The sequence below is a fragment of the Dysosmobacter welbionis genome (genome assembly GCF_005121165.3).
Lineage (GTDB): Bacteria > Bacillota > Clostridia > Oscillospirales > Oscillospiraceae > Oscillibacter > Oscillibacter welbionis.
In genome coordinates this window covers 515955-542071 of the sequence record NZ_CP034413.3, presented here as the reverse complement: position 1 = coordinate 542071, position 26117 = coordinate 515955, and the positions used below count along the sequence as shown (strand labels likewise).

At 60.2% G+C, this 26117-nt stretch carries 33 protein-coding genes and 1 pseudogene; 12 read left to right on the top strand and 22 right to left on the bottom strand.

Going from position 1 to position 26117, the window contains the following annotated elements; translation table 11 throughout:
• The first annotated feature begins 271 nt into the window (after positions 1–271).
• The 6 genes from EIO64_RS02860 (at position 272) to EIO64_RS02835 (ending at position 3776) form a co-directional block, all read left to right on the top strand.
• Entirely contained in the window at positions 272–709 is a 438-nt protein-coding gene (locus EIO64_RS02860) for a helix-turn-helix transcriptional regulator (RefSeq protein WP_136890761.1), read from the top strand.
• Positions 710–728: 19 nt separating this feature from the next.
• Positions 729–1136, top strand: a complete 408-nt coding sequence (locus tag EIO64_RS02855; RefSeq protein ID WP_136890760.1) for a hypothetical protein — start codon at positions 729–731, stop codon at positions 1134–1136.
• Between the two features lie 24 nt (positions 1137–1160).
• A complete protein-coding gene (locus EIO64_RS02850; protein WP_136890759.1) occupies positions 1161–1583 on the top strand; it encodes a hypothetical protein in 423 nt (140 codons plus the stop codon).
• 398 nt (positions 1584–1981) lie between these two features.
• On the top strand, positions 1982–2581 hold the full coding sequence (locus tag EIO64_RS02845) for a hypothetical protein (protein WP_136890758.1): 600 nt from the start codon (positions 1982–1984) through the stop codon (positions 2579–2581).
• A gap of 394 nt (positions 2582–2975) precedes the next feature.
• A complete protein-coding gene (locus EIO64_RS02840) occupies positions 2976–3248 on the top strand; it encodes a CD3324 family protein (RefSeq protein WP_021748380.1) in 273 nt (90 codons plus the stop codon).
• Between the two features lie 126 nt (positions 3249–3374).
• Positions 3375–3776, top strand: a complete 402-nt coding sequence (locus EIO64_RS02835) for an RNHCP domain-containing protein (RefSeq protein ID WP_081692079.1) — start codon at positions 3375–3377, stop codon at positions 3774–3776.
• 45 nt (positions 3777–3821) lie between these two features.
• Here the strand turns inward: EIO64_RS02835 and EIO64_RS02830 are convergent, their stop codons facing one another.
• From EIO64_RS02830 to EIO64_RS02775, 12 genes and pseudogenes are all read right to left on the bottom strand, one after another.
• Positions 3822–4691 carry a YitT family protein gene (locus tag EIO64_RS02830; protein WP_158629678.1) on the bottom strand — a complete coding sequence of 290 codons (870 nt, stop codon included), beginning with the start codon at positions 4689–4691 and terminating at the stop codon, positions 3822–3824.
• 193 nt (positions 4692–4884) lie between these two features.
• The gene (locus EIO64_RS02825) at positions 4885–5310 is read right to left on the bottom strand and encodes an aspartate carbamoyltransferase regulatory subunit (protein ID WP_025544033.1); all 426 of its coding nucleotides are present in this window, start codon (positions 5308–5310) and stop codon (positions 4885–4887) included.
• Positions 5311–5328: 18 nt separating this feature from the next.
• Positions 5329–6249 (bottom strand): aspartate carbamoyltransferase, encoded by a 921-nt coding sequence (gene pyrB / locus EIO64_RS02820; protein WP_025544034.1) that lies wholly within the window; start codon positions 6247–6249, stop codon positions 5329–5331.
• A 93-nt stretch (positions 6250–6342) separates the two neighbouring features.
• A complete protein-coding gene (gene pyrE, locus EIO64_RS02815; RefSeq protein ID WP_136890756.1) occupies positions 6343–6984 on the bottom strand; it encodes an orotate phosphoribosyltransferase in 642 nt (213 codons plus the stop codon).
• A gap of 35 nt (positions 6985–7019) precedes the next feature.
• On the bottom strand, positions 7020–7190 hold the full coding sequence (locus EIO64_RS02810; protein ID WP_021748387.1) for a hypothetical protein: 171 nt from the start codon (positions 7188–7190) through the stop codon (positions 7020–7022).
• A gap of 21 nt (positions 7191–7211) precedes the next feature.
• A complete protein-coding gene (pyrF, locus tag EIO64_RS02805; RefSeq protein ID WP_136890755.1) occupies positions 7212–7916 on the bottom strand; it encodes an orotidine-5'-phosphate decarboxylase in 705 nt (234 codons plus the stop codon).
• A gap of 40 nt (positions 7917–7956) precedes the next feature.
• A pseudogene (locus EIO64_RS02800) lies at positions 7957–8870 on the bottom strand (dihydroorotate dehydrogenase).
• Positions 8864–9601 (bottom strand): dihydroorotate dehydrogenase electron transfer subunit, encoded by a 738-nt coding sequence (locus EIO64_RS02795; RefSeq protein ID WP_021748390.1) that lies wholly within the window; start codon positions 9599–9601, stop codon positions 8864–8866. The pseudogene EIO64_RS02800 and the gene EIO64_RS02795 overlap by 7 nt, the downstream one beginning before the upstream one ends.
• Positions 9598–10914, bottom strand: coding sequence for a dihydroorotase (locus EIO64_RS02790; protein WP_119311191.1), 1317 nt, complete (start codon positions 10912–10914; stop codon positions 9598–9600). Before EIO64_RS02790 ends, EIO64_RS02795 begins: the two co-directional genes overlap by 4 nt.
• A gap of 128 nt (positions 10915–11042) precedes the next feature.
• A complete protein-coding gene (locus EIO64_RS02785; protein WP_119311914.1) occupies positions 11043–11681 on the bottom strand; it encodes a superoxide dismutase in 639 nt (212 codons plus the stop codon).
• A 137-nt stretch (positions 11682–11818) separates the two neighbouring features.
• Complete coding sequence (locus tag EIO64_RS02780) at positions 11819–12226, bottom strand: NifB/NifX family molybdenum-iron cluster-binding protein (RefSeq protein ID WP_249390777.1); 408 nt, start codon at positions 12224–12226, stop codon at positions 11819–11821.
• Entirely contained in the window at positions 12223–12585 is a 363-nt protein-coding gene (locus tag EIO64_RS02775) for a DUF134 domain-containing protein (RefSeq protein ID WP_249390776.1), read from the bottom strand. The genes EIO64_RS02780 and EIO64_RS02775 overlap by 4 nt, the downstream gene beginning before the upstream one ends.
• Positions 12586–12729: 144 nt before the next feature.
• On the opposite strand from EIO64_RS02775, the gene EIO64_RS02770 reads away from it, so the two are divergent.
• The 4 genes from EIO64_RS02770 (at position 12730) to EIO64_RS02755 (ending at position 14443) form a co-directional block, all read left to right on the top strand.
• On the top strand, positions 12730–13140 hold the full coding sequence (locus EIO64_RS02770) for a hypothetical protein (protein WP_119311190.1): 411 nt from the start codon (positions 12730–12732) through the stop codon (positions 13138–13140).
• An 18-nt stretch (positions 13141–13158) separates the two neighbouring features.
• Positions 13159–13494: a hypothetical protein gene (locus EIO64_RS02765; protein WP_119311189.1), complete on the top strand. Its 336-nt coding sequence runs from the start codon at positions 13159–13161 to the stop codon at positions 13492–13494.
• 99 nt (positions 13495–13593) lie between these two features.
• Positions 13594–13974, top strand: coding sequence for a hypothetical protein (locus tag EIO64_RS02760; protein ID WP_119311188.1), 381 nt, complete (start codon positions 13594–13596; stop codon positions 13972–13974).
• Positions 13975–14023: 49 nt separating this feature from the next.
• Positions 14024–14443 carry a nuclear transport factor 2 family protein gene (locus tag EIO64_RS02755; RefSeq protein ID WP_119311187.1) on the top strand — a complete coding sequence of 140 codons (420 nt, stop codon included), beginning with the start codon at positions 14024–14026 and terminating at the stop codon, positions 14441–14443.
• A gap of 68 nt (positions 14444–14511) precedes the next feature.
• On the opposite strand, the gene EIO64_RS02750 is transcribed toward EIO64_RS02755, so the two are convergent.
• From EIO64_RS02750 to EIO64_RS02705, 10 genes are all read right to left on the bottom strand, one after another.
• Positions 14512–16239, bottom strand: a complete 1728-nt coding sequence (locus EIO64_RS02750; RefSeq protein WP_119311186.1) for a phospho-sugar mutase — start codon at positions 16237–16239, stop codon at positions 14512–14514.
• Positions 16240–16285: 46 nt separating this feature from the next.
• Positions 16286–16594 (bottom strand): putative signal transducing protein, encoded by a 309-nt coding sequence (locus EIO64_RS02745; RefSeq protein ID WP_119311185.1) that lies wholly within the window; start codon positions 16592–16594, stop codon positions 16286–16288.
• Positions 16595–16607: 13 nt separating this feature from the next.
• A complete protein-coding gene (rlmH, locus tag EIO64_RS02740; RefSeq protein WP_021748402.1) occupies positions 16608–17090 on the bottom strand; it encodes a 23S rRNA (pseudouridine(1915)-N(3))-methyltransferase RlmH in 483 nt (160 codons plus the stop codon).
• On the bottom strand, positions 17078–17878 hold the full coding sequence (locus EIO64_RS02735) for an MBL fold metallo-hydrolase (protein ID WP_025544043.1): 801 nt from the start codon (positions 17876–17878) through the stop codon (positions 17078–17080). Before EIO64_RS02735 ends, rlmH begins: the two co-directional genes overlap by 13 nt.
• 162 nt (positions 17879–18040) lie before the next feature.
• Positions 18041–19339 (bottom strand): UDP-N-acetylglucosamine 1-carboxyvinyltransferase, encoded by a 1299-nt coding sequence (gene murA / locus EIO64_RS02730; RefSeq protein WP_036629797.1) that lies wholly within the window; start codon positions 19337–19339, stop codon positions 18041–18043.
• A gap of 328 nt (positions 19340–19667) precedes the next feature.
• Positions 19668–20468, bottom strand: a complete 801-nt coding sequence (locus EIO64_RS02725) for a two-component system regulatory protein YycI (protein WP_021748406.1) — start codon at positions 20466–20468, stop codon at positions 19668–19670.
• 47 nt (positions 20469–20515) lie between these two features.
• Positions 20516–21799 carry a hypothetical protein gene (locus EIO64_RS02720; protein WP_119311184.1) on the bottom strand — a complete coding sequence of 428 codons (1284 nt, stop codon included), beginning with the start codon at positions 21797–21799 and terminating at the stop codon, positions 20516–20518.
• A 39-nt stretch (positions 21800–21838) separates the two neighbouring features.
• Positions 21839–23617, bottom strand: coding sequence for an ATP-binding protein (locus EIO64_RS02715; protein WP_249390775.1), 1779 nt, complete (start codon positions 23615–23617; stop codon positions 21839–21841).
• 56 nt (positions 23618–23673) lie between these two features.
• Positions 23674–24387 (bottom strand): response regulator, encoded by a 714-nt coding sequence (locus EIO64_RS02710; protein ID WP_021748409.1) that lies wholly within the window; start codon positions 24385–24387, stop codon positions 23674–23676.
• A gap of 14 nt (positions 24388–24401) precedes the next feature.
• Positions 24402–24950, bottom strand: a complete 549-nt coding sequence (locus EIO64_RS02705) for an NUDIX domain-containing protein (protein WP_021748410.1) — start codon at positions 24948–24950, stop codon at positions 24402–24404.
• A gap of 104 nt (positions 24951–25054) precedes the next feature.
• On the opposite strand from EIO64_RS02705, the gene smpB reads away from it, so the two are divergent.
• Both smpB and EIO64_RS02695 read left to right on the top strand, forming a co-directional pair.
• Entirely contained in the window at positions 25055–25573 is a 519-nt protein-coding gene (gene smpB / locus EIO64_RS02700) for an SsrA-binding protein SmpB (protein WP_081692081.1), read from the top strand.
• Between the two features lie 10 nt (positions 25574–25583).
• Positions 25584–26105, top strand: a complete 522-nt coding sequence (locus EIO64_RS02695; protein WP_119311913.1) for a peptidylprolyl isomerase — start codon at positions 25584–25586, stop codon at positions 26103–26105.
• Positions 26106–26117: the final 12 nt, after the last annotated feature.

The window sequence follows — 26117 nt, the reverse complement described above, 5'->3', positions numbered from 1 at the left end:
GCCGATTTCCAAGCGGGGTGGGATGTCGGTTCTGTGCGCAAGACCAACTACCGGGCTGAAAAGGAGGCGGCATCCCCCTGTTTGGTGTTGCCCGGCCCCCCTTGAAAGTCCAACGTGATATGTGCAGCGGCGCAGCGTGAGCGGACATTCCGGGGCATGGAAACCTCAAAAAAAGGATAAAAAACCCAGTTGGCAACCGTTGGTTGCCGGAAAGTAAGCCGCGGGCGGTTTACTTTCATTTCTTGCTGGGATAGATTTGGAGATGTAAACAATGACCCTAGAGAAAAAATTGGCCTGTTTGCGAAAAAGAGAAGGGCTGTCCCAGGCGGAGGTATCGGAAAAGCTGGATGTGTCCCGGCAGGCCGTAACAAAATGGGAAACAGGGACGTCCAGGCCATCAATAGAAAATCTGCAATCTCTGAGCAGGCTCTATAACGTCCCGCTGGAGTATTTGCTGGATGAAAGCGGGGACGAACTTCCTGCTCCGGCGGCCCCGGCTGCAGAGAGGGCGCCGGAGCAGAAGGTACAGAAAAAAGAAAAGCAGTGGATGAGGCTGCTTGTGATCGGCGCCGTTGTTTTGGCCCTGCTGGTATGCTTCCTTTTCTGGTATGGAAGAGGGCAGAAGGAAAATGGCTTGGATTTACATTCAATTCAGGGAGAAGAAAGTACGTTGTTGGAAGAGCCGGATTTTAACTTGAATTGGGAGTAACAGGAAGGAGGTGAAACCAATGGGGATGAAAAGATATCTGTGCTTATTGTTCGCCTGTATTGCAATTTTTAGCTGTATTCCCGCTCAGGCCGTTGCAGCTGATATTGGAGAACAGGCAACAGAGATCGCAGAACCAAGAGCCACAGGCGAGTTTGATTTTGAGATTTCTGCGAAGAGCATGAGAAAAGCAAGCACCAGCTTTCCGATGGAATATGGGGAAACCGTTACCATTACGGCATCTTATTCTCCGGCGTCAGCGAGTGTCGACTTCGGACTGATCGACTCCGACGGGCTATTTTACCCTGTACGAGGAAGCAACGGGAGCATTAACCAGACGATCAGGATCGATCTCAGAGGGACCTATACATTTGCGGTAAGAAACAACTCCAGTTACAAAGTGAGTGTTTCCGGATTTGTAAATTATTAGGGATGTTGAAAGGAGGCGGCTTCTATGAAAAAAATTGCTGCGTTGGTTTTGGCTCTTGTGATGGTACTGTCATGTGGCATTACAGGTTCAGCTACGGAGTTTGAAAAAGAAGACAACCGATTGATTAGCACAGAAAATATTGAAATCAACGGTATCTCCACGACTGTGAAAACGTATGACGATCAGGGATTTATTGTCACAACGTATGAGTTTACTGATGAGGGCTTAACAGAGACTGACATGGAAGGCGCAATCAGGGAGATAGAATCTGAAATGGCTTCGGATGCTCCGATGCCTCTTGCATCGGGCCCTACGGCTACCGCGTCAAAGAAGTTCAACACGAGTGAACACTCTCCAACAGATGTTTCATTAACAGCATCCCAGTCTGGAACATTTTGTAAAAGTATTGATAATAATTACGCATATCTTTGGGTTGTTGGGGGGTAAGTAAAGCTGCTTATACAAGCCCTGATTATACTCCAAGCTCCATTTATATTACTGAGACATTTGAAACAACAGGGCTGCAAGTATCGGTTTCGTGGCCACCTGCGGTAACAAGCGGAAGCAAAATTTATGAAAGAACTCTGGGACCATACAATAATGTGAATTTTGTGACACTAAATTGGCCTCAAATCAGTGCAGCAAGCGGATTTGCAACGGCGTTTTCTCTTAGTGCAACTACAACAGTTGATGCAAATTTTGAAAATGGATCTGTTGTAGGTCACAGTGCATCAACATCATACAAACAGAATTTCCAGACAGGCTGGTAAAAAGTAAATTCCATCACGATGCCCCTAGTATATTATATACCAGGGGCATTGTGATAAATAATTTTGGAGGAAAGATTGAAAAAAAACACAAAAACAAATTTATTAAAAATGGCCGCCATACTTATAGTTATTACGATTATAAGTAATGTCTTCATTGGGTATCGACTTACACCAGAGAGCGCCGTAAAAGCTGTGCGTTTTTATCCGGCAGAAGCTCCAGTTATCCTGCTCAATGAGAGAATAAATTCAAATTGCGTATTTTATCTCGTGGATGCTGGAGAACAATATTATACTGTTTACTGTAAAAAAACAAAATTTTTATGGAGAGGGTATGTTGGCTCGAGTGGACAAGAAAAAACAGAAAGCGGCGTAGAACTTCTTAATAAATTTTGGGTGGGAGAAGATGTGGATGCGGGTTGGGTTGTATCAATTTCTCACGACCCAGAGGTGAGATCGATTAGAATCAAAAGTGGAGATACTGTTATTCAAAGAGAAGCTCCTCTCAATCAACCCGTTGTAATACAAATAAAAACAGATGATAGGAGCGATATGGATGTTAAATTTGAAGCGGTTGCTTTGTCGAGTTCGGATGAAGTGTTATATAGGTTGGACTACGAAATAAACGGCAATATAGTAGAAATGGGTAAGTATGGATGGATTCCAGAAAGAGGTTAATGAGAGTAATTGTGCGGAAAACTCATTGTCGCTATTGCGACGATGAGTTTTCCACTATAATGGTTTACCCGTTTGCGCTGTGCGTGAACGGATAAACCGTTACATAATTAAAGGATTTAGGGTACCTGTCCAAGAATGGTATTTTCCTGTTGCTTCCTGTAATAACGGATTTATGTTGACTGCCCCGGAGATCTATGGTATAGTGACAGCGGCAGAAAAAAATTCCTGCCACTGAAAAAACCGGCTGCAGCGGTCAGGGAAATGAGGGAATCCAGTTGCAATTGAATCATTGTGTTTCGGCGTTTGACGCATAGCAGAGGCTATCGCGTCAAACAAAGAGATTTGGCATATAGCCTCTGCTCATTCCAAATCACAAGAGCTTTGGAGGAGCATCATGCGCTATATGAAAGCAGCCGACGTGCTGCCGCCGGACCTGCTGGCCCAGGTCCAGGCGTATATCGACGGGGAGTATCTGTACATCCCCCGGCGGGAGACCAGCCGCAAACCCTGGGGCGCGGCCAATGGCCGCAAGGCGGAGACCCTGGCCCGAAATCAGGAGATCTATCGGCGCTATCGGGAGGGGACCTCTGTGGACCAGCTGGCGGAAGCCTACTTTCTGGCGCCGAAGAGCATTTGGAAGATCATCGCCCGCCTGAGAAATGAATAAGAACACAAGCGCCATGCGGACTCCCGCATGGCGCCTTCTTATTTCTGAACCGAGTTGACGGTTGCGGGACCGGCCTGCGGCAGGGTATGCTGAGGGCAGTAAGACAACACCAAGGAGGAATTTCCAATGTCCCAGCGAATCCCGCAAAAACCGAAACGGCGCCGCCTGGACTACCGGCAGGATCCCTGCCGGGATGTATTCACCTGCCGGGTCTGCGGCTGGCCGGTAGGACCTCAGGCTGCCGGAACCCAGCACCGCAACCACTGCCCCAACTGCCTTGCCAGCGTCCACCTGGATGACGAGCCGGGGGACCGGGCCGCCGACTGCGGCGGCACCATGGAGCCGGTGGCCGTCTGGGTCCGCAAGGGCGGCGAGTGGGCCATCATCCACCGCTGCAAGATCTGCGGCGTGCTCCATTCCAACCGGGTGGCGGCGGATGATAACCCCATGCTGCTGATGAGCTTGGCGGTGAAGCCTCTGGCCGCACCGCCGTTCCCCTTGGACCGGCTGGAGCGGGCGGCGGAGTAAAAACCTGAAAAATCGGCGGAGGCTGTACGGCCTCCGCCGGTTTTTCTATGCCACGTGTTTGAAATTCCCCCAGGTCTCATTGACACTGGAGACGCAGGCGAAGGTATCCGGGAAGCGGGCCAGAATCTCCTGGAACCGAACCACCTGATGGCGGTTCACCACGCAGATCAGCAGGGAACGGGGAGTCTCCGAGTACATTCCCTCCGCCTGGAGCACAGTGACACCGTGGCGCAGCTGCTGCATGAGCTGCCGGGAGAGCTCCTCCGGCTGCCGGGTGACCACCTCGAATTTCATGGCGGATTTGCCGCCCTTCAAAATGGTGTCGCTGATGCTGGAGCTGAGATAGCAGTAGATCAGGCACAGGATCACCGGCTCGAACTGGCAGCCGTAGACGAAGAAGGACAACACCGCCACCGCGGCATTGAGGCTGAAGATCAGCCAGACCAGGCTGGCCTCCGGGTGCTTTTTCCGCACCCAGGCGGCTACGATGTCCGTTCCGCCGGTGGAGCCGTTCTGCCGGATCACCCAGCCGTACACAGCGCCGCTGACCACACCGGCCGCCACAGGCCCCAGGATGGCGGAGGAGCCGGAGTCATAGGCGATGGCGCTTAGGTCCATCTGGCCCAGCACCAGCGTGACGGCGGAGAACACCAGCACGAACACCAGCGTTTTGCGGGCGAAGTCCCGGTCGACTTTTTTCCAGGCCAGCAGGACCAGCGGCAGGTTGATGAGCAGGGAGAGGTAGCCGATATTGACGTGCAGCAGGTATTGCAGCATGGTGGCCAGGCCGTTGATGCCCGCCGGGGCAAAGGCGTTGGGAAAGACAAACAGCTCATAGCTGACGCCCATCAGACAGGCCAGACCGGCTGTGATCGCGTAGCTGCGCAGAGCGGTCCAAGAGGGATGATGCTTCATAGGAGTGCCTCCGTTTTCTGAAATCCGGGCCGCAGTATACGCCATTTTCCTCCAAAACGCAACAGAAATTGCAAAAAAAATTCTGCATTGCAGGAAAACTTTCCTGCAATGCAGAATCCGTATATACGGCCCTGCCGGAGGGGAAAAAACTGGATGTCCACGCAGTCTGAACGGGCAGTGCCGTCACGGGGAATCAGAACTTCTTGTCCTTTGCGGTCTCACAGTAGGCGCAGCGATAGGTGTGAGTGGCGGGATCGCTCAGCAGGAATATGGCGTCCAGCTGGGGCTCTGCTACGGTGATGCAGCGGGGGTTTTTGCAGTGGATGACATTCACCAGCTTTTTCGGAAGCTCCAGATGCTTCTTTTCCACCCGCACGCCGTTGCGGATGATGTTGACGGTGATGTTGGGGTCGATATAGCCCAGCACATCCAGATCTACCTCCATAGGGGAGTCGATCTTGATGATGTCCTTCTTACCCATCCGGCCGCTGCGGACATTCTTGATGATGGCCACGGAGCAGTCCAGCTGGTCCAGATGGAGGTAGCGGTAGATGTCCATGCTCTTGCCAGCCTGGATGTGGTCCAGGACCACGCCGTTTTGGATGCTGTCGATGTTCATAGCGTCAATGCCTCCTTCTCACACCTGAATGCCCAGCAGCTTCAGGATCAGTGCCATGCGGATGTACTTGCCGTTCTTCACCTGTCTCCAGTAGGCGGCCCGGGGATCCTTGTCCACCGCCACAGTGATCTCGTTGACACGGGGCAGGGGGTGGAGGATGGACAGGTCCGCCTTGGCGTTCTCCAGCTTCTCCGGTGTCAGGATGTAGCTGTCCTTCAAGCGCAGGTAGTCCTCCTCATTGAAGAACCGCTCCTTCTGGACACGGGTCATGTAGAGAATGTCCAGCTGGGGGATGACGGACTCCAGATCCGTGGTCTGGGTGTAGGGGATGCCCTTCTTCTTCAGAGCCTCCTCCTTCACATACCGGGGCAGCTTCAGCTCGGTGGGGGAGATCAGCACGAAGTTGATGTGATCGTACCGGCTCAGGGCGTTCACCAGGGAGTGGACGGTGCGGCCGAATTTCAGGTCGCCGCAGAAGCCGATGGTGAAGTTGTTCAGCCGCCCCTTCTCCCGGTGGATGGTCAGCAGGTCGGTGAGCGTCTGGGTGGGATGGTTGTGGCCGCCGTCGCCAGCATTGATGATAGGTACCTCACTGAACTGGGAGGCGGCGTAGGGAGCACCCTCCTTGGGATGGCGCATGGCGATGATGTCGGCGTAGCAGCTGACGGTGTGGATGGTGTCGCCCACGGTCTCGCCCTTGGCGGTGGAGCTGGAGCTGGCCTCAGAAAAGCCCAGGGTGCTGCCGCCCAGGGCCAGCATGGCGGACTCAAAGGAGAGCCGGGTCCGGGTGGAGGGCTCGAAGAAGAGCGTTGCCAGCTGCTTGTGGGCACAGGCGTCCTGGTACTTGACCGGGTTGGCGATAATGTCCTCCGCAGTGGCGATCAGCTGATTGATCTCCTCCACGGAGAGGTCGGTGATGTCGATGAGATTTCTGGGCATGATGAACTCCTTTCAGGGGTGTGGTGGGAGGGAGCCGCTCCTCGGGCGGCAGGGAATAGCTCCCGGCAAAGCCGGAAGCGGAATGAGCGGAATTTATTTCGACGTGATCCAGGATTCGTCGGATGGGTTGGCCCGGAACCTCTTCAGCCGCTCAATGTCCTCCGGCTTGATCTTCCCCTCCTCAGCGGCCACCTCGCAGACGGCATCGAAGTTGGAGAGGGAGTGGTTGACGACGTTCGCGGCGGCCAGCCGGTCCAGGCCCTTTTGGAGCCCGTAAGTGAAGATGGATGCGACGCCGAGAACCTCGGCACCCGCCTCCCGCAGCGCCTCTACAACTTCAATGCAGCTGCCGGCGGTGGAGATCAGGTCCTCCACCACAACGACCTTCTGGCCCTTCTCCAGCCTGCCCTCGATGCGGTTCTGGCGGCCGTGGTCCTTGTTGCCGGAGCGGACGTAGCCCATGGGCAGGTCCATCAGGTGGCCCACGATGGCCGCGTGAGCGATGCCGGCGGTGGACGTGCCCATCAGCACCTCCGCATCCGGGTAATGGGTGCGGATCAGCTCCACCAAGCCCTTCTCCACGGCCGTGCGGACGGCGGGAGCGGTGAGGGTCAGGCGGTTGTCGCAGTAGATGGGGCTCTTGATGCCGCTGGCCCAGGTGAAGGGCTCGTCCGGCCGCAGGAACACCGCGCCGATGCTCAGCAGATCGTGGGCGATTTCACGTTCTAAGTTCATGGAAAAATCCTCCTTATCCAAATGTGCGAAGATGGTCAGTGCTTTCGGCCGACCCAGAAAGCACTTGCGGCCACAATGGCTGCAAGGTACAATAGCGCCGACTCGGTATAACCGAATGGCAGGGCTTTGATCCAGATTACTCCGAATGCCAGTACCATGAAAAAGACAGCAATGACAAGGGCAAGTTCCATCAAATCAAATTTCATGCAGACGTGCCCCCGTTCCGCTCAGCCCCAAAAGTCCTTGACCGCTCTCCGATAAGCGGCCACCGGGTCCTCCGCCTGGGTGATGGGACGGCCCACCACGATGTAGTCGCAGCCGGACTTGCCCGCCTTCTCCGGGGTCATGATCCGCTTCTGGTCGCCGGCGGCACTGTCCGCGAACCGGATGCCGGGGGTGACGGTCAGGAAGTCCGCGCCGCAACGCTCCTTGACCAGAGCCGCCTCCAGAGGAGAGCAGACCACGCCGTCCAGGCCGCTGGCGGCGGCGTTCTTGGCGTAGGAGAGCACCGTCTCTGCCATGGGGGTGTCGATCAGCAGCTCGTTTTTCAAGGCGGCGGCGTCGGTGGAGGTCAGCTGGGTGACGGCAATCAGCAGGGGGCGGGTGCCGTCGGGACGAGTCAGGCCCTCCAGGGCGGCCCGCATCATCTCAGAGGTCCCGGCGGCGTGGAGGTTCACCATATCCACATCCAGTCGGGAGAGGACCGCCATGGCCCGCTTCACGGTGTTGGGGATGTCGTGGAGCTTCAGGTCCAGGAAGATCTTGTGGCCCCGGGCCTTGATGTCCCGGACCACCTGGGGGCCCTCGGCATAGAACAGCTCCATGCCGATCTTCACAAAGGGCTTCTCCCCGGCGGGGAACTGGTCCAGGAAGGAGAGGGTCTCCTCACGGGTGGGGAAGTCCAGGGCGATGATGACGTCTTTTGCGCTCATATTCAAACAGTCCTTTCTGTAAATTTCTCGGTGACAGCGTTCAGCCGTGCGCCGCGCCGGTCAGGTCCGCGATACGCTCCACGCCCAGCCTTTCGCACACGCCCGGCAGGGCTTCGATGATCTTCTTGCAGGCATAGGGGTCCCGCAGGTTGGCGGCGCCGATCTCCACGGCGCTGGCCCCCGCCAGCATCATCTCACACACGTCCTCCGCAGAGGAGACGCCGCCGCAGCCGATGATGGGCAGCTGCACCGCCTCGTACACGTCCCACACCATCCGCACCGCCACCGGGAACACCGCGGGGCCGGACAGTCCGCCGGTGCGGTTGGCGATGAGGGGCTTTTTCGTTTTCAGGTCGATCCGCATCCCCAACAGGGTGTTGATGAGGCAGATGCCGTCGGCTCCCGCGTCAGCGCAGGCCCTTGCGATCTCCGCGATGTCCGTGACGTTGGGGGAGAGCTTCATGAAGACCGGCTTCCGGGTGACAGCCTTCACGGCCCTAGTCACCTCCGCCGCAGCTTTTGGATCGGAGCCAAAGTTCCTGCCGCCGGCGTGGACGTTGGGACAGGAGATGTTCACTTCCAGAATGGACACCTGCTCCACGTCGTTGAGCTTGGCGCAGTTCTCAGCGTACTCCTGAAGAGAGAAGCCCCCACGTTGGCGATCACCGGCCCATGAAAGATCTTTGCAATGTTGGGCACCTCCTCCGCGATCACCGCGTCGATGCCGGGGTTCTGGAGGCCCACGGCGTTCAGCATCCCGGAGGCGGTCTCCGCGATCCGGGGCTGAGGGTTGCCCGGACGGCTCTGTGCGGTAGTGCCCTTCCAGGAGAAGCTGCCCAGGAGGTCCAGGTCATACAGCTCTGCGTACTCCCGGCCATAGCCGAAGGTGCCGGAGGCGGGGATTACGGGATTTTTCAGCTCCACCCCTGCAAGGCGGACAGACAGGCTTACCATACGATTTCCTCCTTGTACAGAATGGGACCGTCCTTGCACACCCGCTTGTAGCCGTTTCCCGTGGGCACGGAGCAGCCCATGCAGGCGCCGAAGCCGCAGCCCATCCGGGCCTCGAAGCTGAACTGCCCGCCGGTGAGCTGGGGCAGGCCGTGGACGGCCTTCAGCATGGGGGTGGGGCCGCAGACGAAGGCGTAGCCGCACTCCGGCACGTGACGGGCCAGATCCGTAACAAATCCCTTTGTGCCCAAGCTGCCGTCCTCCGTGGCCACCATCAGGCGGCAGCCCAGCTTGCCGAATTCCTCCAGGTAAAAGGCGTCTCCGCCGGAGCGGAATCCCAGTCCCACTGTGGGGGCGATGCCCGCCTCCAGCATCCGCTGGGCCAGGCCGTACAGGGGCGCGATGCCGATGCCGCCGCCCAGCAGGATGGGGTGGGCCCCGCCCTTTGCCAGATCAAAGCCGTTGCCGAGACCCGACAGCACATCCAGCTCTGTGCCGGGGACGCACCGCACTAAGTCATGGGTGCCTTCGCCCACCACCCGGACCAGGAGCAGCAGGGCGTCCTTCGTCCAGTTGCAGATGGAGATAGGCCGCCGGAGGAATTTGCCGGGCAACTGGATGTTCACGAACTGCCCCGGCGCCGTGATGGCGGAGGTGTCGCCGGACAGCACCAGCTCATAGGTGTCGGCGGTCAGCTGCCGGGCGTGTTCCATGGTAAAGAGGGATTGTTTCATAGGTAGTCCTCCTGACAGGGGGGAATGGGGGTCTTATTGATGTTGCGGGAGCTGGCGGTGTACACCAGATTCCCGTTGCAGATGGTCTTGTCCACTCCGGCGGTGACGGTCCAGCCGTCAAAGGGCGTGGAGCGGCCCCGGGAGAAGAAGGCACCGCTGTTGATGGCATGGGGCCGGTTCAGATCCAGCACGGTCAGATCCGCGATCTCTCCCGCCTCGATCTTTCCGCCGGGCAGGCGGAACAGCCGCCGGGGATTGACGCACAGGGCGTTCAGCAGCGTGGCGAAGGGGACGATGCCCGGCTCCACCAGCTCCGTATACAGCACCGGGAAGGCACACTCCAACCCCACGATGCCGTTGAGGCTGCGGAGTCCCCTAGACTTCTCCTCCGCGCTGTGGGGGGCGTGGTCCGTGGCGATGCAGTCGATGGTGCCGTCCAGCAGCCCTTCGATCAAAGCATCCCGGTCCGCGGCGGAGCGGATGGGGGGATTCATCTTGAACCGGCCGTCATCCATCAGGTCCTCGTCGCAGAGGATCAGGTAGTGGGGCCCGGTCTCGCAGGATACCGGCAGCCCCTCCGCCTTGGCCTTGCGGATGAGGGCCACGCTCTCCTTGGTGGAGACATGGCACACGTGGTACCGGCAGCCGGTCTCCCGCACCAGCTCCAGATCCCGCTCCACCTGTTTCCACTCGCTCTCAGGGGCGTTGCCGGGGAAGCCGTTCCGCTTCGCCCACTCCCCGTCGTGGATGCACCAGCCGGGAGTCAGCAGGGACTCGTCCTCACAGTGGGCAGTGATGGGCTTGTCCAGCTGTTTTGCGAGTTCCATGGCATCGCGCATCTGGTCGGCGGACTGGACGCCTTTCCCGTCGTCGGAGAAGCCGCAGACAAAGGGCTCCATAGCCGGCATGTCCGCCAGCTCCGCGCCTTTTTCGCCCCGGGTGATGGCCCCATAGGGATACACCCGCACCCGGCCGTCCCGGGCGATGGCGTCCAGCTCCGGCCACAGGTGCTCCAGGGAGTCCGGCACCGGATTCAGGTTGGGCATGGCGCACACCGCCGTGTAGCCTCCTGCGGCGGCCGCCGCCGTGCCGGAGGCGATGGTTTCCTTATAAGAAAATCCAGGCTCCCGAAGATGAACATGTACATCAACGAAACCTGGAACAATGACTTGATCCTGACATTCAATTACGGAAAAACCTTCCTGGGAAAGGGAGGGAGAAACGGAAACAATACGGCCTTTGGAAATGGCAACATCCACATTCTGGAAAGTTCCATCCCGGAAAACAGCCCCGCCGGTCAGCAAGAAATTCATGGGTACGCTCCTTCCTCTGCGTCTTCATTCGACATATTATCATAACGGAAAAGGAAGCAGTTGTCAACGCCTATTTTCTGGAGTTTTCCAAAAGCGGCGGCGATTGCCGCCGCCTCTGGAATCTTCCATCAGGGCCGGGGCGGACGGCAGGCCAGGCAGCCGGTATAGAGCCGGGAGACCTCAGGCCAGTCCACCAGTCGCCACCAGGCTTCGAAGTAGTCCGCCCGGCGATTCTGGTATTGGAGATAGTAGGCGTGCTCCCATACGTCGCAACACAGCAAGGGGATCAGGGGCAGCGGTGTGTCCTGGTTTGCGGTCTTTTGGACAGCCAGGTGCCCCTCGCCGTCTGCGGATAGCCAGGCCCAGCCGGAGCCGAATTGCCCCAGGGCCGCCTTGCGCATGGCCTCCTTCAAACCTGCCATGCCGCCGAAGTCCCGTACCACAGCGCCCTCCAGCGCCATGTCCGGGGCGGAGACCGGCAGGGGGTGGAGGGTGCGGAAATACAGGTCATGATTAAAGACGCCTCCGGCGTTGTTCCGAACGCCCTGTCGCAGGCCATCCGGCAGTTCCTCCCAGTTTAGGCACAGCTTCCAAAGCGGCCAGGACTGATAGGCGGGCGTCCGCTCCAGCAGCTGGTTCAGAGCGTCCACATAGGCGGCGAAGTGCTTGTCGTGATGGAAATACAGCACTTTTTCGATCAGCTCCGGCGCCAGCGCGTCATAGCCGTAGGGCAGGGGCGGCAGGGTGAAGGGATAATGCTGTTCCATGTATTGCTCCAAGGGGATCATCCTTTCCGGCGAAGTGTCAAAGTCCGCTGTTCCCATCCTATGCAGAAAGGGAATCCCATATTTCCAAAAGGTGCTGCACAAAAACCGGGAGGGCGTTTCGCCCTCCCGGTCCGGTCTCAGCAGTGGCCGCAGGTATGGCCGCTCTCGTGGTGGCCGCAGCCGTGGTCGCCGCAGGTGTGCTCCTCACCGTGGTGATGGTCGCAGGTGGCTGCATCGGCGCTGACCAGCGTGCCTGCCAGCAGTTCTGCCACCCGGGTGTCCGCGTCGCCCTGGCAGCCGGCGTACAGCCGGATACCTGCCTCCGCCAACGCCATCTGGGCCCCACCGCCGATGCCGCCGCAGATCAGGGCATCCACCTGATGGTCCTTCAAAAAGCCAGCCAGGGCCCCGTGTCCGCTGCCATTGGTATCCACCACCTGGGAGGAGGCTACGGTGCCGTTCTCCACATCATAGAGCTTGAACTGTGCCGTGTGGCCAAAGTGCTGGAACACCTGGCCGTTTTCATAGGTGACTGCGATTTTCATGAGGACGCTTCCTTTCCGTCTTGGGAGGCACACCGGCCGCAGGGCCTGCTGAAGCCCCGGCAACTTTCCTGGGGACAGAGGGCGTAGCTGCCGCCGCCGATCTGCAGCGGACGGCCTTCCACCAGAAAGACCGCCAGCTTCTGTCGGGCCTGGGCATAGATCCGCTGAACGGTAGTCCGGGCCACCCCCATCTGGGCGGAGGCCTCCTCCTGGTTCAGGCCCAGGTAATCCATCAGACGCACCGCCTCATACTCCTCCACTGTCAGCTCCACGGCCTCCCCGTGGGCGGGCTGTTCCGGAGCAAAGCGGCAGTGGGCCGGCATCTGGCAGACCCGGCGGCATTTGGCGCTGCGCGGCATGGGTGTTCCTCCCTTGTTTTGAACATATGCCCATTATATATGATTTTGAACATATGTCAAGAATAACGTTGGAAAAATCTGCGTTCCGCCTTGACAGGCCCAGGGCGGTCCCTTTATGATGGAGCCAGAGAGGGGGCGGTTCTCTTGAAAAAGAAGTGGAAAATCCTGCTGGCGTGCGTCGTGGCAGTGACGGCAGCATGTGCTGCGGCGTGGTATCTCCTTCCCCGCCCCGCGGTAGGGGAGGACTACGAAGTCCAGTATATCAATGTGGGAGAGACGCTGGAGAATATTACCGGTCAGATAGACCAGAATACCTGTAACGCCCTCAATGACCTGCTTCGGCAAGCAGAGAGAAGGGGGTACCGCAGAAACGTCTTTCCAAGGCAGCTGCGGGAGGACACGGTGCAGATCATAGGCGTCGACAGCCATGGACCCTGGTTCTTTGAGCTGGACGGCGAAGCTTGCGTACTCTGCGACGGACAAAGGGGCGGCTACCCCATTATTGACGGCGAAGGGCTGCTGAAACAGGTCTGGGCCCTGCTGCCGGAGCCGTGACAGGGGAGGGATGCGCCTGTGAAAAGAAAATGGAAAATTTTGCTGGCGTGCGTTGTGGTAGTGGCAGCGGTGGCGGCCATGACTGTGGGAATCTGCGCACGGTATGTCCTGCACTACCCTGCGGTGGGAGGGGACTTTGAAATCAGCTTCATCAGAGCAGGGGAGACACTAGAGGACATCACGGAACAGATCGATCAGGATACTTTAGACGCCATCAAGGGACTGGTGCTGGGCGCGGAAAGAGGGGGTACCGTGTTGGCTGCTCTCCATGGCTCTCGGAGAGCAGTGTGGAGATCAACGGGAGAGACAGTGAGGGGCTATGGCATATCTATCTGGACGAGGACACCGCCGTAATTTATGATGGTGACAGACGGTATCCCCTCATCAATGGCGAAGAACTCCTGGAACAGCTTTGGGCCCTGTTGCCGGAGCAGTGACAAAGAAGGGGCGCATATGAAAAGAACATGGAAAGTTCTGCTGGTATGTGTTGTGGCCGTGGCAGCCCTGGCTGGCTATTTCTTCCTGCTACCCGCCCCGGCAGGGGGAGAGGACTTCCAGCTGCTGGAGGTCCGGCAGGACGGACGGGATTTGACGGCGTCGCTCCGGCCGGAGCAGCTGGCGGACCTGGAGGCTACAATGCGGGGGGCCTCTAGGTTCCGCTGGAAGAATCCCGTTGGGGTATATCCTCTGGAAGCGGATACCGTCATGCTCCTGGGTGCCAATGGGGAATCCGTCATCCTGGTGGGCAGTCAGGGGCGCTTTGCGGTGGACGGCTATCCCCTGCACGACGGGGAGACCCTGCTGGCGGAGGTTCAGAACATCCTCGCATCCTAATTCATTTTGCTTATAGATAAGAGCAGATACAGCGGAAAGGAGCAATCAGATGGAACAGCGGGAAGCGGCCATCTGCCAATGGTTCGACATGTGGCTCACCAAGCGGGACACCGGCATCCGGGACCTTTTCGCCCCGGACGCGGTGTACATCGAGAGCTGGGGCCCGGAGTACCACGGCGCGGACAAGATCGCCTGGTGGTTCACCGAGTGGAATCGCCGGGGCACGGTGGAGCGGTGGGATATCCGCCAGTTCTTCCACAAGGGGGACCAGACGGTGGTGGAGTGGACCTTCGCCAACCGGATGGACGACGGCCGCCGGGAGGTGTTCGAGGGTATGACCCTGGTCCGCTGGACGGCAACGGGGCAGATCGCCCGTCTCCAGGAGTTCGGCTGCAACCTGGGCCGTTACGACCCCTACGCCCACGGCCCGGAGCCCCGGTTCCGGGAGCAGCAGGCGGCCTGGTTCTGAAAACCCAAAAAGCGGCGCCCGTTCCGAAAGGAACGGGCGCCGTTGTTTGGATACTAAGAAGGGACGTCTTATTTTTGCAGCGTCTTGACCCACTGGCCGTACTTCTCCAGATTGGCGTCACAGGCGGCAGAATCCGCGCCCTGGGTCAGAATATACACCTTGATCTTGGGCTCCGTGCCGGAGGGTCGCACCAGAATGGTGGTGCCGTCCGCCAGCTCGAACCGCAGCACGTTGGAGCCGGAGAGCTCCATGGCGCTCTTCGCACCGGTGGCGCAGTCCACCACGGACCCGTCGGTGTAGTCCTTCCGGGTGACGACTTTCACGCCGGAGATCTCCGCCGGGGGATTCTCCCGGAGATTCTTCATCAGCTGCGCCATATCCTTCAGACCGTCCAGGCCGGGCATCACCAGGTTGTAGGTCTTTTCGGCGTAGTGACCATACTTCTCGTATAGCTTCTCCAGGGCGTCGAACAGCGTCATGCCCTGGGCGGCGTACCAGGCGGCCATCTCCGTCAGCAGCATGGAGGCGGTGACGGCGTCCTTGTCCCGGACGTAGTCGCCCAGCATGTAGCCGTAGCTCTCCTCATAGGAGAAGATGACCTTTCCTTCGCCGGCGGCCTCCAGGGCGTTCTTCTTCTCCGCCATGAACTTGAAGCCAGTGAAGGTGTCGTAGCAGGTGACGCCGTTGGACTCAGCCACCTTCCGGGCCATCTCCGTGGTGACGATGGTCTTGAGGGCCACGGGCTTCTCCGGCATTTTGCCGGAGCGGCGCATGGCGCCGATGAGGTAGTCCAGCAGCAACACGCCGGTCTGATTTCCGGTGACGGGGCGGTACTCGCCGCTGTGGTTCCGGATCATGATGCCCACCCGGTCGCTGTCCGGGTCAGTGCCCAGGATGAAGTCCACGTCATTCTCCCGGGCCAGGTCGATGGCCAGATAGAAGCCCTCCGGGTTCTCCGGGTTGGGGGAGACCACGGTGGGGAAGTCGCCGTCGATCACCATCTGCTTGGGCTCACAGATCAGGTGCTTGATGCCCAGGGTCCGCAATGCCTCCGGCACCAGCTTGTAGCCGCAGCCGTGGAAGGGAGTGTACACCAGCTTGAAGGTGTCCGCCACCTTGGCCACGGTTTCCTTGTCGTTAATCATGGCAGTGACGTTGGCCATAAACTTCCGGTCCGTCTCCTCCCCCATAGTCTCAATGAGGCCGGCCTTCACCGCCTCGTCGAAGTCCATGCGCCGGATGCCATTGAAGACGTCGATCTGTTCCAGAGCAGCGGCGATGGCGTCGGCGTGGTGAGGGGGCAGCTGGGCGCCGTCCTCCCAGTAGACCTTGTAGCCATTGTACTCCTTCGGATTGTGGCTGGCGGTGACATTGATGCCCGCCTGGCAGCGGTACTCCCGCACGGCGAAGCTCAGCTCCGGCGTGGGGCGGAGGGACTCGAAGATCCGCACATGGATACCGTTGGCGGCGCAGACCTCCGCCGCCGCCCGGGCGAACTCCATGGAGTGGTTCCGGCAGTCCATACAGATGGCCACGCCCCGGCGCTTGCCCTCCTCGCCCTCGGCGCAGATGACCTGGGCAAAGCCCTGGGTGGCCCAGCGGATCACATGGATGTTCATGTTGTGCAGGCCCACGGCCATGATGCCCCGCAGGCCGGCGGTGCCGAACTCCAGCGGGCCGTAGAACCGGCTCTCAATCTCCTTGGGGTCATTTCGGATGCTCTCCAGCTCCGCACGCTCCGCGTCGGACAGGGCAGGACTCGCCAGCCACTTTTCATATTCCTTCATAAAATCCATGCGAGAGATACCTCCTGTTGTGTAAATTGAGAACGGAGGCGGGACATTAGTCCTGCTCCGGGATTTCCGCGGGGGTGTTCAGCAGCGCCTGGGCCTCCTCCAGTTGGGAGGCGGGGACCCAAATCTCTACTCCCTGGGAGGCGAAGCCTCCCAGCACCTTGCCCAGGGACCCATTCTGGAAGGCGGGGATGCCGCAGCTTTCCAAAAACGACACAGTGATGTCCGCCTGGCTGTCTAGCTCCCACTGGATGTCCAGCTTGGCGGCGGGTTCCGGTGCGCCTGCCTCGTCTTTCGGCCAGCGGTCCAGCAGGTCCCGGTCCGCCCGGGCCCAGAAGTCCTTTGCCGGTTCTGTCATAGTTCCACGTCCTTTACTTGTGATATTTGGTGCCTGCGTTGATCTGATACGCCCGGTAGATCTGTTCCAGCACCATCACCCGGGCCAGATGGTGGGGGAAGGTCATGGGAGACATGGAGAGCCGCAGCCTGGCCTCTGCTTTGATGGAGGGGTGCAGGCCAAAGGACCCGCCGATGAGAAACACCAGATGTCCCACGCCCTGGCTGGCCCAGGCAGCCATCTGCCGGGCCAGCGCCTCGCTGGACCGCGGCTCTCCCTCCACGCACAGAGCGATCAGGGCGGCGCCGGATGGGAGCTTGGCCCGGATGGCAGCAGCCTCCTTCAAAAGGGCCGCCTCGATCTGGGCGGGGGAGGGGTCCTCCGGCAGCCGCTCCTCCGGCAGTTCTACCAGCTCCAGCTTACAGAAGCGGGACAGCCGCTTGACGTACTCCGCCGCGGCGTCTATATAAAATTTCTCCTTCAGCTTTCCGACACACAGGATCGTCACCTTCTGCATACGGACCTCCTGCTCACGGTGTGGGCTGGGCCCAGGCAGTCCCTGGGAGCCACAGACAGCAGAGGCGAGACACCTGCGGCGGAGAGAGCCCGTTCTACGGCAGTTTGCGCCATGGCGGGCGTATTATTCTCCCGGCTCAGATGGGCCAGGATGATCTCTGATGTGCCGCTCTGCGCCAGAACGGCGGCAAAACGGGCGGCATCCTCATTGCTGAGATGGCCTTGTGCGCCCAGAATCCGCTGTTTCAAATAGTAGGGGTAGGGCCCGCTGCGGAGGGTCTCGATGTCGTGGTTGGCCTCCAGCACCGCCAGATCCACGCCCTCCAGAATGTCGGCAGCCTCGTCGGTGACGTAGCCGGTATCCGTCAGGACACCGACGGCGCCGCCGGCGGCGTCCAGCCGGAAACCACAGGAACCGGGAGCGTCATGGGATGTGGGAAATGCCGTCACGGCAAACTCTCCGATAGACTGGGGGATGCCGAAGTCCAGCGCGTCCAGCCGTGTCTCTGCGCCGGGCAGCCGCCAGGATAGCTCCCGGGCGGCCCGCTCGGTGGTAAAAACCGGGGCGGCGCAGCGCTTGAGCAGCGTCTGCAGGCCGGAGATGTGGTCCGCGTGGGTGTGCGTGATGAGAATGGCCGTGAGGCTTCCGAGCTCCAGGCCCAGCTCCCGCAAAGCGGCAGTGATGCGGCGGCAGGAAATGCCCGCATCCAGCAGAATATAGCTCTCCCCGCAGGAGAGCAGCAGCGCGTTCCCGGAGGAACCGCTTGCCAGCGTATGTACGGTGGTCAAAAAACATACCTCTTCCGGTGAAAAGTAAGACGTCCACAAGGGAGGCCGTCGACGAAAGTCGCCATCCTCCATCGCGGACGTAAAATCGCTCGATCTATGGAAATGTCTTGATTGTATAACCCCGCGGCAGCGGGGGAAACCTAGAGAAGCCTGTACCCCGTTTCAGCCAATGTGAGCCTCCAGCTCCTCGGACTCACCGGGGACCTCCACGGTACGGATGGAAGCGCCAAGGCCCTGGAGCTTGGTGACGATATCCTCATAGCCCCGCTCGATATACTGTACGCAGCTGATCTCGCTCTCGCCCTTGGCAGCCAGGGCAGCGATCACCAATGCCGCGCCGGCCCGCAGATCGCAGGCCTGGATGGGCGCACCGGTGAGATGGTCCACACCCTCCACCACAGCGGTCTTGTCGTCTACCTGGATGCTGGCGCCCATGCGCTTGAGCTCATCCACATAGCGGTAGCGGTTGTTCCAGACGCTCTCCGTCACCAGGGAAGTGCCCTCCGCCAGGCAGAGGACGGTGGTGATCTGGGGCTGCATATCTGTGGGGAAGCCCGGATAGGGCATGGTTTTCACATTGGCCTTCTGCAAGGGGCCGCTGCGGCGGACCAGAAGGGTGTCCTCCCGCTCCTCTACCTCCACGCCCATCTCCACCAGCTTGGCGGTGATGCAATCCATGTGCTTGGGGATGATATTCTTCACCAGGATCTGGCCGCCGGTGGCAGCCACGGCGGCCATATAGGTGCCTGCCTCAATCTGGTCGGGAATGATGGCGTAGCTGCCGCCCCGCAGGCGGTCCACGCCCTGAATTTTAATGGTGTCCGTGCCGGCACCCCGGATGTTGGCGCCCATCGAGTTGAGGAAGTTGGCCAGGTCCACGATATGAGGCTCCTTGGCAGCGTTCTCGATGACGGTGTTGCCTTCCGCCCGGACGGCGGCCATCATGATATTCATGGTAGCGCCCACGGAGACCACATCCAAATAGATGTTGGCGCCCTTGAGGCGGCCGGTCTCCGTGGAAGCGTTGATGAAGCCGCCCTCCACCATGACCTTGGCGCCAAGCGCGGTAAAGCCCTTCACGTGCTGGTCGATGGGGCGCACCCCGAAGTTGCAGCCGCCGGGCATGGCGACCTCCGCCTGGCCGAAGCGGCCCAGGAGAGAACCAATCAGATAATAGGAGGCCCGCATCTTCCGGGCCAACTCATAGGAGGTTCGGGTGGAGCGGATGCGGCTGGCGTCGATCTCCACTGTATGGCGGTTGATGACGCGGATGCCGGCACCCAAATGCTCCAGAATCTTCAGGGACAGCGTCACATCGGAGATCTGGGGGATATTTTCGATCCGGCAGACCCCGTCCACCAGCAGAGCGGCGGGAATGATGGCAACGGCGGCGTTTTTGGCGCCGCTGATCTCTACTTCACCAAACAGGGGATGACCACCCTGTACAATATACTTTGTCAAAGTCGATACCCTCTCTTCAAAAGGCGCTTTCTTTTGTGGCGGCACCTGTAATTTCTATGAAACAGTGTGCCCGGCCCGTGCCGCTTCATACCCGCTAAAGACCTGCGAAACCGGAGAAATTTTCCGGATGGGGAAGCTCACACACCCAAACTATACCATATCCCCGCGCAAAATGCAAACCCTTCCTGCGAGCCGGACGGGTTCCGCGTCAAAATTCGTCAAAATTCCAAAGCCGCCGACGGCTGAAAACAGCCGCTTCAGGCCGAATCGCGGCGCACAGGCGGAGAAATTTGGAAACAAATTATCTGCCCGGCAGGGCTCCAGTTACTCAGCCGGAGGAGACCGCGCCGGTGTAGCAGTTGACATAATAATCAGCCGTATCCGTAGAAACGCACCAGGCGGGCACCAGGGCCATAGGAGTGGCTGTGGTGCTCTGCAGCTCATAACAGAGGTACAGGTCCGTCACGGCAGTGACCACCGCGCCGCTCTGAACGGTGCCGAGGAAGGCATTGAGGGCATCCAGAGCGGACAGGGCACCGTTCCCATTGGCGGTCTGTCCCGCCTGGGGCAGGTGGGTACCGCTGACGGAGGCCACCCGCCCGCCGGAGATGGAGAAGGAGACGGTGCAGTTGACCACCGGGGCCCCGTCGTAGGTCTGGACCGCGGAGGCGCTGCCGTCCTCCCCATCCAGGGAGAAGGCGAGGGCTTCGTAGTGGAACGCACGGCAGAAGGCCCGGCACAGGGCGTCCGCTGTCTCGCCGCTCTGTTCGATCACCACGTCAAAGGTGCCGTCGGACCGGAAGACGGCGCTGCCGTTTTCGCTTTGATAGGTGGTGACGCCGCCGCCACCATCAGACATGACCAGCTCATCTCCCAGGAGAAAGCCGGCCAGCTTCTCATCCTCGTCCGGGTCCCTGGACAAGGTCAGGCCGGCGGGCGGTGTGGCGCCGGGGATAATGCCGTCATCCAGAGAGACACCCTCCGCCGCGAACAGCTGCACCATCTGCTGACGGGCCTCTGCCTGGGCGGAATAGCCGGTGGTCAGCCGTACTCCCAGCAGGCCCAGGAGGCAGAGATTCATCAGAGCCAGGATCAGAATGATGATGTTTTTCAGACGGAAGCTCTCCATCCGTCGGACCTCCTTTCCACCGCCGGAGCGGCTTGTATCCGCTGCACTCAGTCCGCCAGCCAGCTGGCGGATACCGAGTCTCCGCCGCCGTCGGCATAGCCCACAGACAGCTCTGTGCCGGGATGCTCCGCTGCAATGGCCAGCGTCTGCCGCAGCGGCAGCAGGAGCGACGTCTCCCCGGCGGTGCTGTACTGCCGGAACCGCAGGGTGAGGCGGGTGACGCTGGTGCCGGAGAGCGTGATCTCGGCGGCGTGTCCGCCGTCGGAGAAGCGAATGGGGACACCATCGATCTGATATCCGAACAGAAGCTGGGTGGTGTCTCCGCCCTGACTGACGGACTCCAGATACAGCCTTGCCTCGCCGGAGCGGTCCTCTGTCAGCTGTTCCAGCAGGATACTGGCACCCAGCACGGCTTCCGCCGCAGTGGGGACCTCCTCCTGTGCGGAGATCTCCAGCGTAGCATCTGTTCCGCTGCGGTAGGTGATCTCCCCGGAGGGACGGATGTGAAGGGAGCGATCGGCTTCGACCTCGGTGATGACCTCCGTGCCGTCGGCCTCCGCATAGCGCTCCCGCGTGTTGATGTTGAAGCCGAAAGCCGCCAGCAGCCAGTCCGTGCCGGAGATGGATGAAGCGGCAGAGAGGACCGGCAGCTGCGGTAACTCCGTCGGCAGGATGGAGAGGGGAAACAGCTTGCCGTATAGCGGCTCCATCTCCACAACCTCAAAGGCGAAGGAGACGCTTCCCATGCCGGACTGGCTCACTGCCTCTGTAAGAGAATCTATGGAGAGGGCGGTGGAGGCGACGGTGCCGGTGAGGACGGTATCAGCACCGTCCCATACATAGAGATGGACGGAGCCGTCCGCCCCTGCGGCCAGCAGCAGACAGCGGGCATTTCCCTCCAACGCGGTGCCCTCTGCACCGGTGAGCTCGGCAAGCACCTGGAGGGGCAGGGGATTCAAAAAATCAAAATAGATGGAAGGGCCCGAGAGGGCACCCCGAAAGGCATCCGTTGCAGAAGGAGCAAGGTGCTGGACGGAGCCCAGAGCCTCCCGCAGGCCCAGGGCGGAGAAGCCGTCACTGTTGGTAGTGAAGCCCAGGCTGCCATACCGGCCGTAGGAGTCCGTGAGGACCACCCGTACCGGAGCGGGAAACTCCCGCAGCCGGGAGGGTGAGCCCTCGCCGGTCAGCCGCTCCAGATAGAGCGGGTCCTCCGACGTGCCCAGATTGTACAGCTGCAGCTGGGCGAACAGGAGCACCGCCGAGACGGACAGAAGCGCGATGGCGATGTTCTGGATGAGGTTGCGGCGCCTGCGCCGGGCCGTTTGATCCATGGGCAGCCTCCTTTCAGCGGTTTTGCGGATGTGACTTTCTCAGATGGGGTTGGAGGGCCCGCCGATGGGCAGCGTCAGCCGGATGGTGGTGCCGGGGCCCTCGTGGGGCGCCAGGGCGATGGTGCCGTGGTGGCGCTGGACGATCTCCCTGGCGATGGAGAGACCCAGGCCCGTGCCGCCGGACTCCCGGGAACGGGCCTTGTCCACCCGATAAAAGCGGTCGAAGATCCGGTCCCGATCCTTCTCTGGGATGCCGATGCCGTCATCGCAGACCTCCATCCAGACCTCCGCCTCTGTGGAGCCGGCGGTGATGGTGATGTGTCCGCCGTCGGGCGTATATTTGACGGCATTGCCGATGACGTTCATCATCACCTGCTCCAGCCGGCTCCGGTCCCCCACGATCAAGGGCAGGCTCTCCGGCGGAGTATAGGTCAGCGTGTGCCCGTGCTGCTTGGCGGCCAGGGCATTGGCACGGGTGACGCTCTCAATGGCGTCCCCGAAAGGAAAGCGGGAGAGCACCAGCTCCGCATTGCCCGCATCCAGGCGGCTGAGGGTCAGCAGATCCTGAACAATGTGGGTCATGCGGTCCGTCTCCGTGATGATGATGTCCAGAAAGCTGTTGGAGGTCTCCACAGGGATGTCTCCCTCCGCGTCCCGCAGGGTCTCGGCATAGCTGCGGACGTTGGTGAGGGGGGTGCGCAGCTCGTGGGAGACATTGGCCACGAACTCCTTGCGCCGCTCCTCGTTGCGGTGCTGCTCCGTCACGTCATGAAGCACCACCAGCACGCCGCCGCTGGCCTGGTCGGAAAACGGCGCCAGAAACAGCTCCAGCGTCCGGTCCCCCACCTCCATCTCCGCCTCGGCGTAGTTGGGTCTTTGGAGGGCCAGGGTCTCCTGGAAGGGATAGACCTGACCGAAGAGGGTATCGTAGGTAGTGCCCTCCGGCACACTGCGATGGAGCATATTGGTGGCGGCGGGATTGCAGTGGATAAGGAGGCTGTCGTGGTCAAAGGCCACCACGCCGTCGGTCATGTGGAGGAACAGGGTGTCCAGCTTGTTCCGCTCGTTCTCCACGGCGGCCAGCGTGGCTTGAAGGACATCGGCCATCTCGTTGAAGGTGCCCGTGAGGATGCCGATCTCGTCAGTGGACTCCACGGGGAGCTGGCTGTCAAAGTCTCCCGCGGCCACCCGCTCTGCCCCGGCGGTGAGCTTTTCGATGGGGCCCACCATGGTCTTGGACAGCAGGAAGCTCAACAGGACAGAGATCAGCAGGCCGATCACCAGCGCCTGCATGATGATGAGGAAGAGCTGGGAGTTCAGGTCCGTCACTGTGTCCTTGTTGTCCAGGATGTAAATGATGTAGGCGTTTCCGCCCCCCATGATGGGGATGGCTGCGTCCATATAGTCGGCGGTGATGTCGCTGCGGTCTCCCACCAGGGTGCTGTCGCCCTGAGCCACGGCATTCCGGGCGGTCAGCAGGTTGGCGGTCTGCTCCCGGGGGAGCTCTGACGCCTCTGCAGACCCGTCCAGGTAGGTGCCGCTCTGCCCATCCAGGATGAAGTAGTTCCGGGTGCGGTAGTCGATGCCCAGGGAGCCGGCCCGGCCCTCCAGCATCTCCTTGATGCCGGCGGCGCCGTCCGGTTCGGCCGCCCGGGCCCGGAGGGTGGAGACATAGCCGTCGCTGTCGTCGCTGAACACGGCGCTGATCTGCTCGTAAAAGGTGTCGATATAGAAGCTGGAGACGCTGGTGGTCAGGAATGCACCTACCACCGCCATCAGCGAGGTGATGAGCAGCAGCAGAATCAGCATCAGCTTCATGTGCAGGCTGCGGAACACGGCGAACACCTTCTTTCCTTAGAGAATGGGGGGCGGAGTCATTTCACGGAGAAGTAGTAGCCGGCGCCCCGGCGGGTGAGGATGAAGACAGGATTGGCGGGGTCGGCCTCGATCTTCTCCCGCAGGCGCCGGACCGTCACGTCCACGGTCCGCACGTCGTCGCCCACATAGCCGTAGTTCCACACCTGCTCCATCAGGTCGATGCGGGAGTAGACCTTGTTGGGATGGCTGGCCAGAAAGGTCAGCAGCTCATACTCCCGCTGGGTCAGGTCGATGGCCTTACCGGCCCGGAAGACCTGGTGGCTGTCGGTATTGATAGACAAATCCCCGGACACGGGCATGGCGGAGGCCGCGGCAGAGGCGGCAGCCGGCGGCGTCATGGTGGTCCGCCGGATGTTGGCTCCTACCCGGGCCACCAGCTCCCGCATAGAGAAGGGCTTGGTGATATAGTCGTCGGCACCGATCTCCAGCCCCAGGACCTTGTCCGCCTCCTCCTCCCGGGCGGTGAGGATGATGACGGGAACGCTGCTGCCCTGATCCCGCAGGGCGCGGCACACGTCAAAGCCGTTTTTCTTGGGCAGCATTACATCCAGCAGGATCAGGTCCGGATTGGCGGATACCGCCTGAGCCAGGCCGTCCTCTCCGTCATAGGCCTCCAGCGTCTGATAGCCCGCCCGCTGGAGATTGAACCGCAGGATGTCCACGATATTCTTCTCGTCCTCCACGATCAGGACGGTTTTCGGATCGCTCATGGCAGAGTCTCCTCTCAAAGATTCAGAAGCACTTTTGCCTTCAGCACGGCGGCGATGGTCTTGCTGTCCTCGATCTCCCCGTCCATGACGCGGTGGACCATCTCATTGAAGGGAATGCGCTCCACATTCAAGAATTCATCCTCGTCCAACTGCTGGGACTCCATGTGCAGGCCCTTTGCCAGGAAGAGGTACAGCCGCTCACTGAGACAGCCGGGGGAGGGCAGGGTCACGCCCATGGGCAGGAAGGTGTCCGGCACGGCACCGGTCTCCTCCTTCAGCTCCCGCAGGGCACCGGCCACCGGGTCCTCGCCCGGCTCCAGCTTTCCGGCGGGGATCTCCAGCAGCGTCTTTCCGATCACATAGCGGTACTGGGTGACGGTGAGCACATTGTTCCGGTCGTCCAGGGCCAGAATGGCCACGCCGTCCACATGCTCTACTACCTCGCGGAAAGAGGTCCTGCCGTTCGGCAGCTGCACCTGGTCCACGTGCAGGCTCAGGAAGCTTCCCTGGTACTTTTCCTCCCGGCTGAGGGTCTTCTCCGTCAGATCCGCAGTCTGATTCATATAGCATTCCACCTTGTGTCTATTTTTTGTATATTCAGGACATACTCAATCACTTTATTATAGCATATCCTCCAGAAAAAGCCAACTGTGACTTTCTCTTGAAGATGCGGGGAAAATATGGTATTATAATAAAACCTTCCAGGAAAGAGGTGAGCCCCACGGAGAAGAAGGGAATCAAGATCGCGGCCCAGAACCGCAAGGCCTTCCACGACTACTTCGTGGAGGACCGGTACGAGGCGGGCATCGAGCTTGCGGGCACGGAGGTCAAGTCCATCCGGGCCGGAACGCTGAATTTGAAGGACGCCTACTGTACGGTAAAGGATGGGGAGCTGTTCGTCCATGGGATGCACATCTCCCCCTATGAGAAGGGCAACATCTTCAACCGGGACCCGGTGCGCTCCCGGCGGCTGCTGATGCACAAACGAGAGATCCGCAAGCTCCATGCCCTGGTGAAGCAGGACGGCTATGCCCTGGTGCCCCTGTCCGTCTATTTTAAGGATTCCCGGGTGAAGCTGGAGATCGGCCTGTGCCGGGGCAAGAAGAACTATGACAAGCGGGCGGCTGCCTCCCAGCGGGACGCCAAGCGGGAGATTGACCGCACCCTAAAAGAAAGGAATCGATGATATGTCTGACATGACGAACCCTATTGTCACCATCACCATGGAAAACGGCGCTGTGATGACCGGCGAGCTATACCCCGCCAAGGCTCCCAACACGGTGGCCAACTTCATCTCCCTGGCCAACAAGGGCTTTTATGACGGCCTGATCTTCCACCGGGTCATCCCCGGCTTCATGATCCAGGGCGGCTGCCCCGACGGCAACGGCATGGGCGGCCCCGGCTATGACATCCGGGGCGAGTTCTCCGGCAACGGCTTTGTCCAGAACGACCTGAAGCACACCACCGGCGTGCTGTCCATGGCCCGGGCCATGCATCCGGACTCCGCCGGCAGCCAGTTCTTCATCATGGTGGCCCCGGCGCCCCATTTGGACGGGCAGTACGCCGCCTTCGGCCAGGTGACCGGAAACGTGGAGGAGGCCATCCGCATCTCGGAGGTCCCCACCGACTGGAACGACAAGCCCAAGACACCGGTGGTCATTCAGAGCATTCGGGTGGACACCCAGGGCGTGGACTATCCGGAGCCTGAAAAGCGCTGAGAGGGGGAGAGC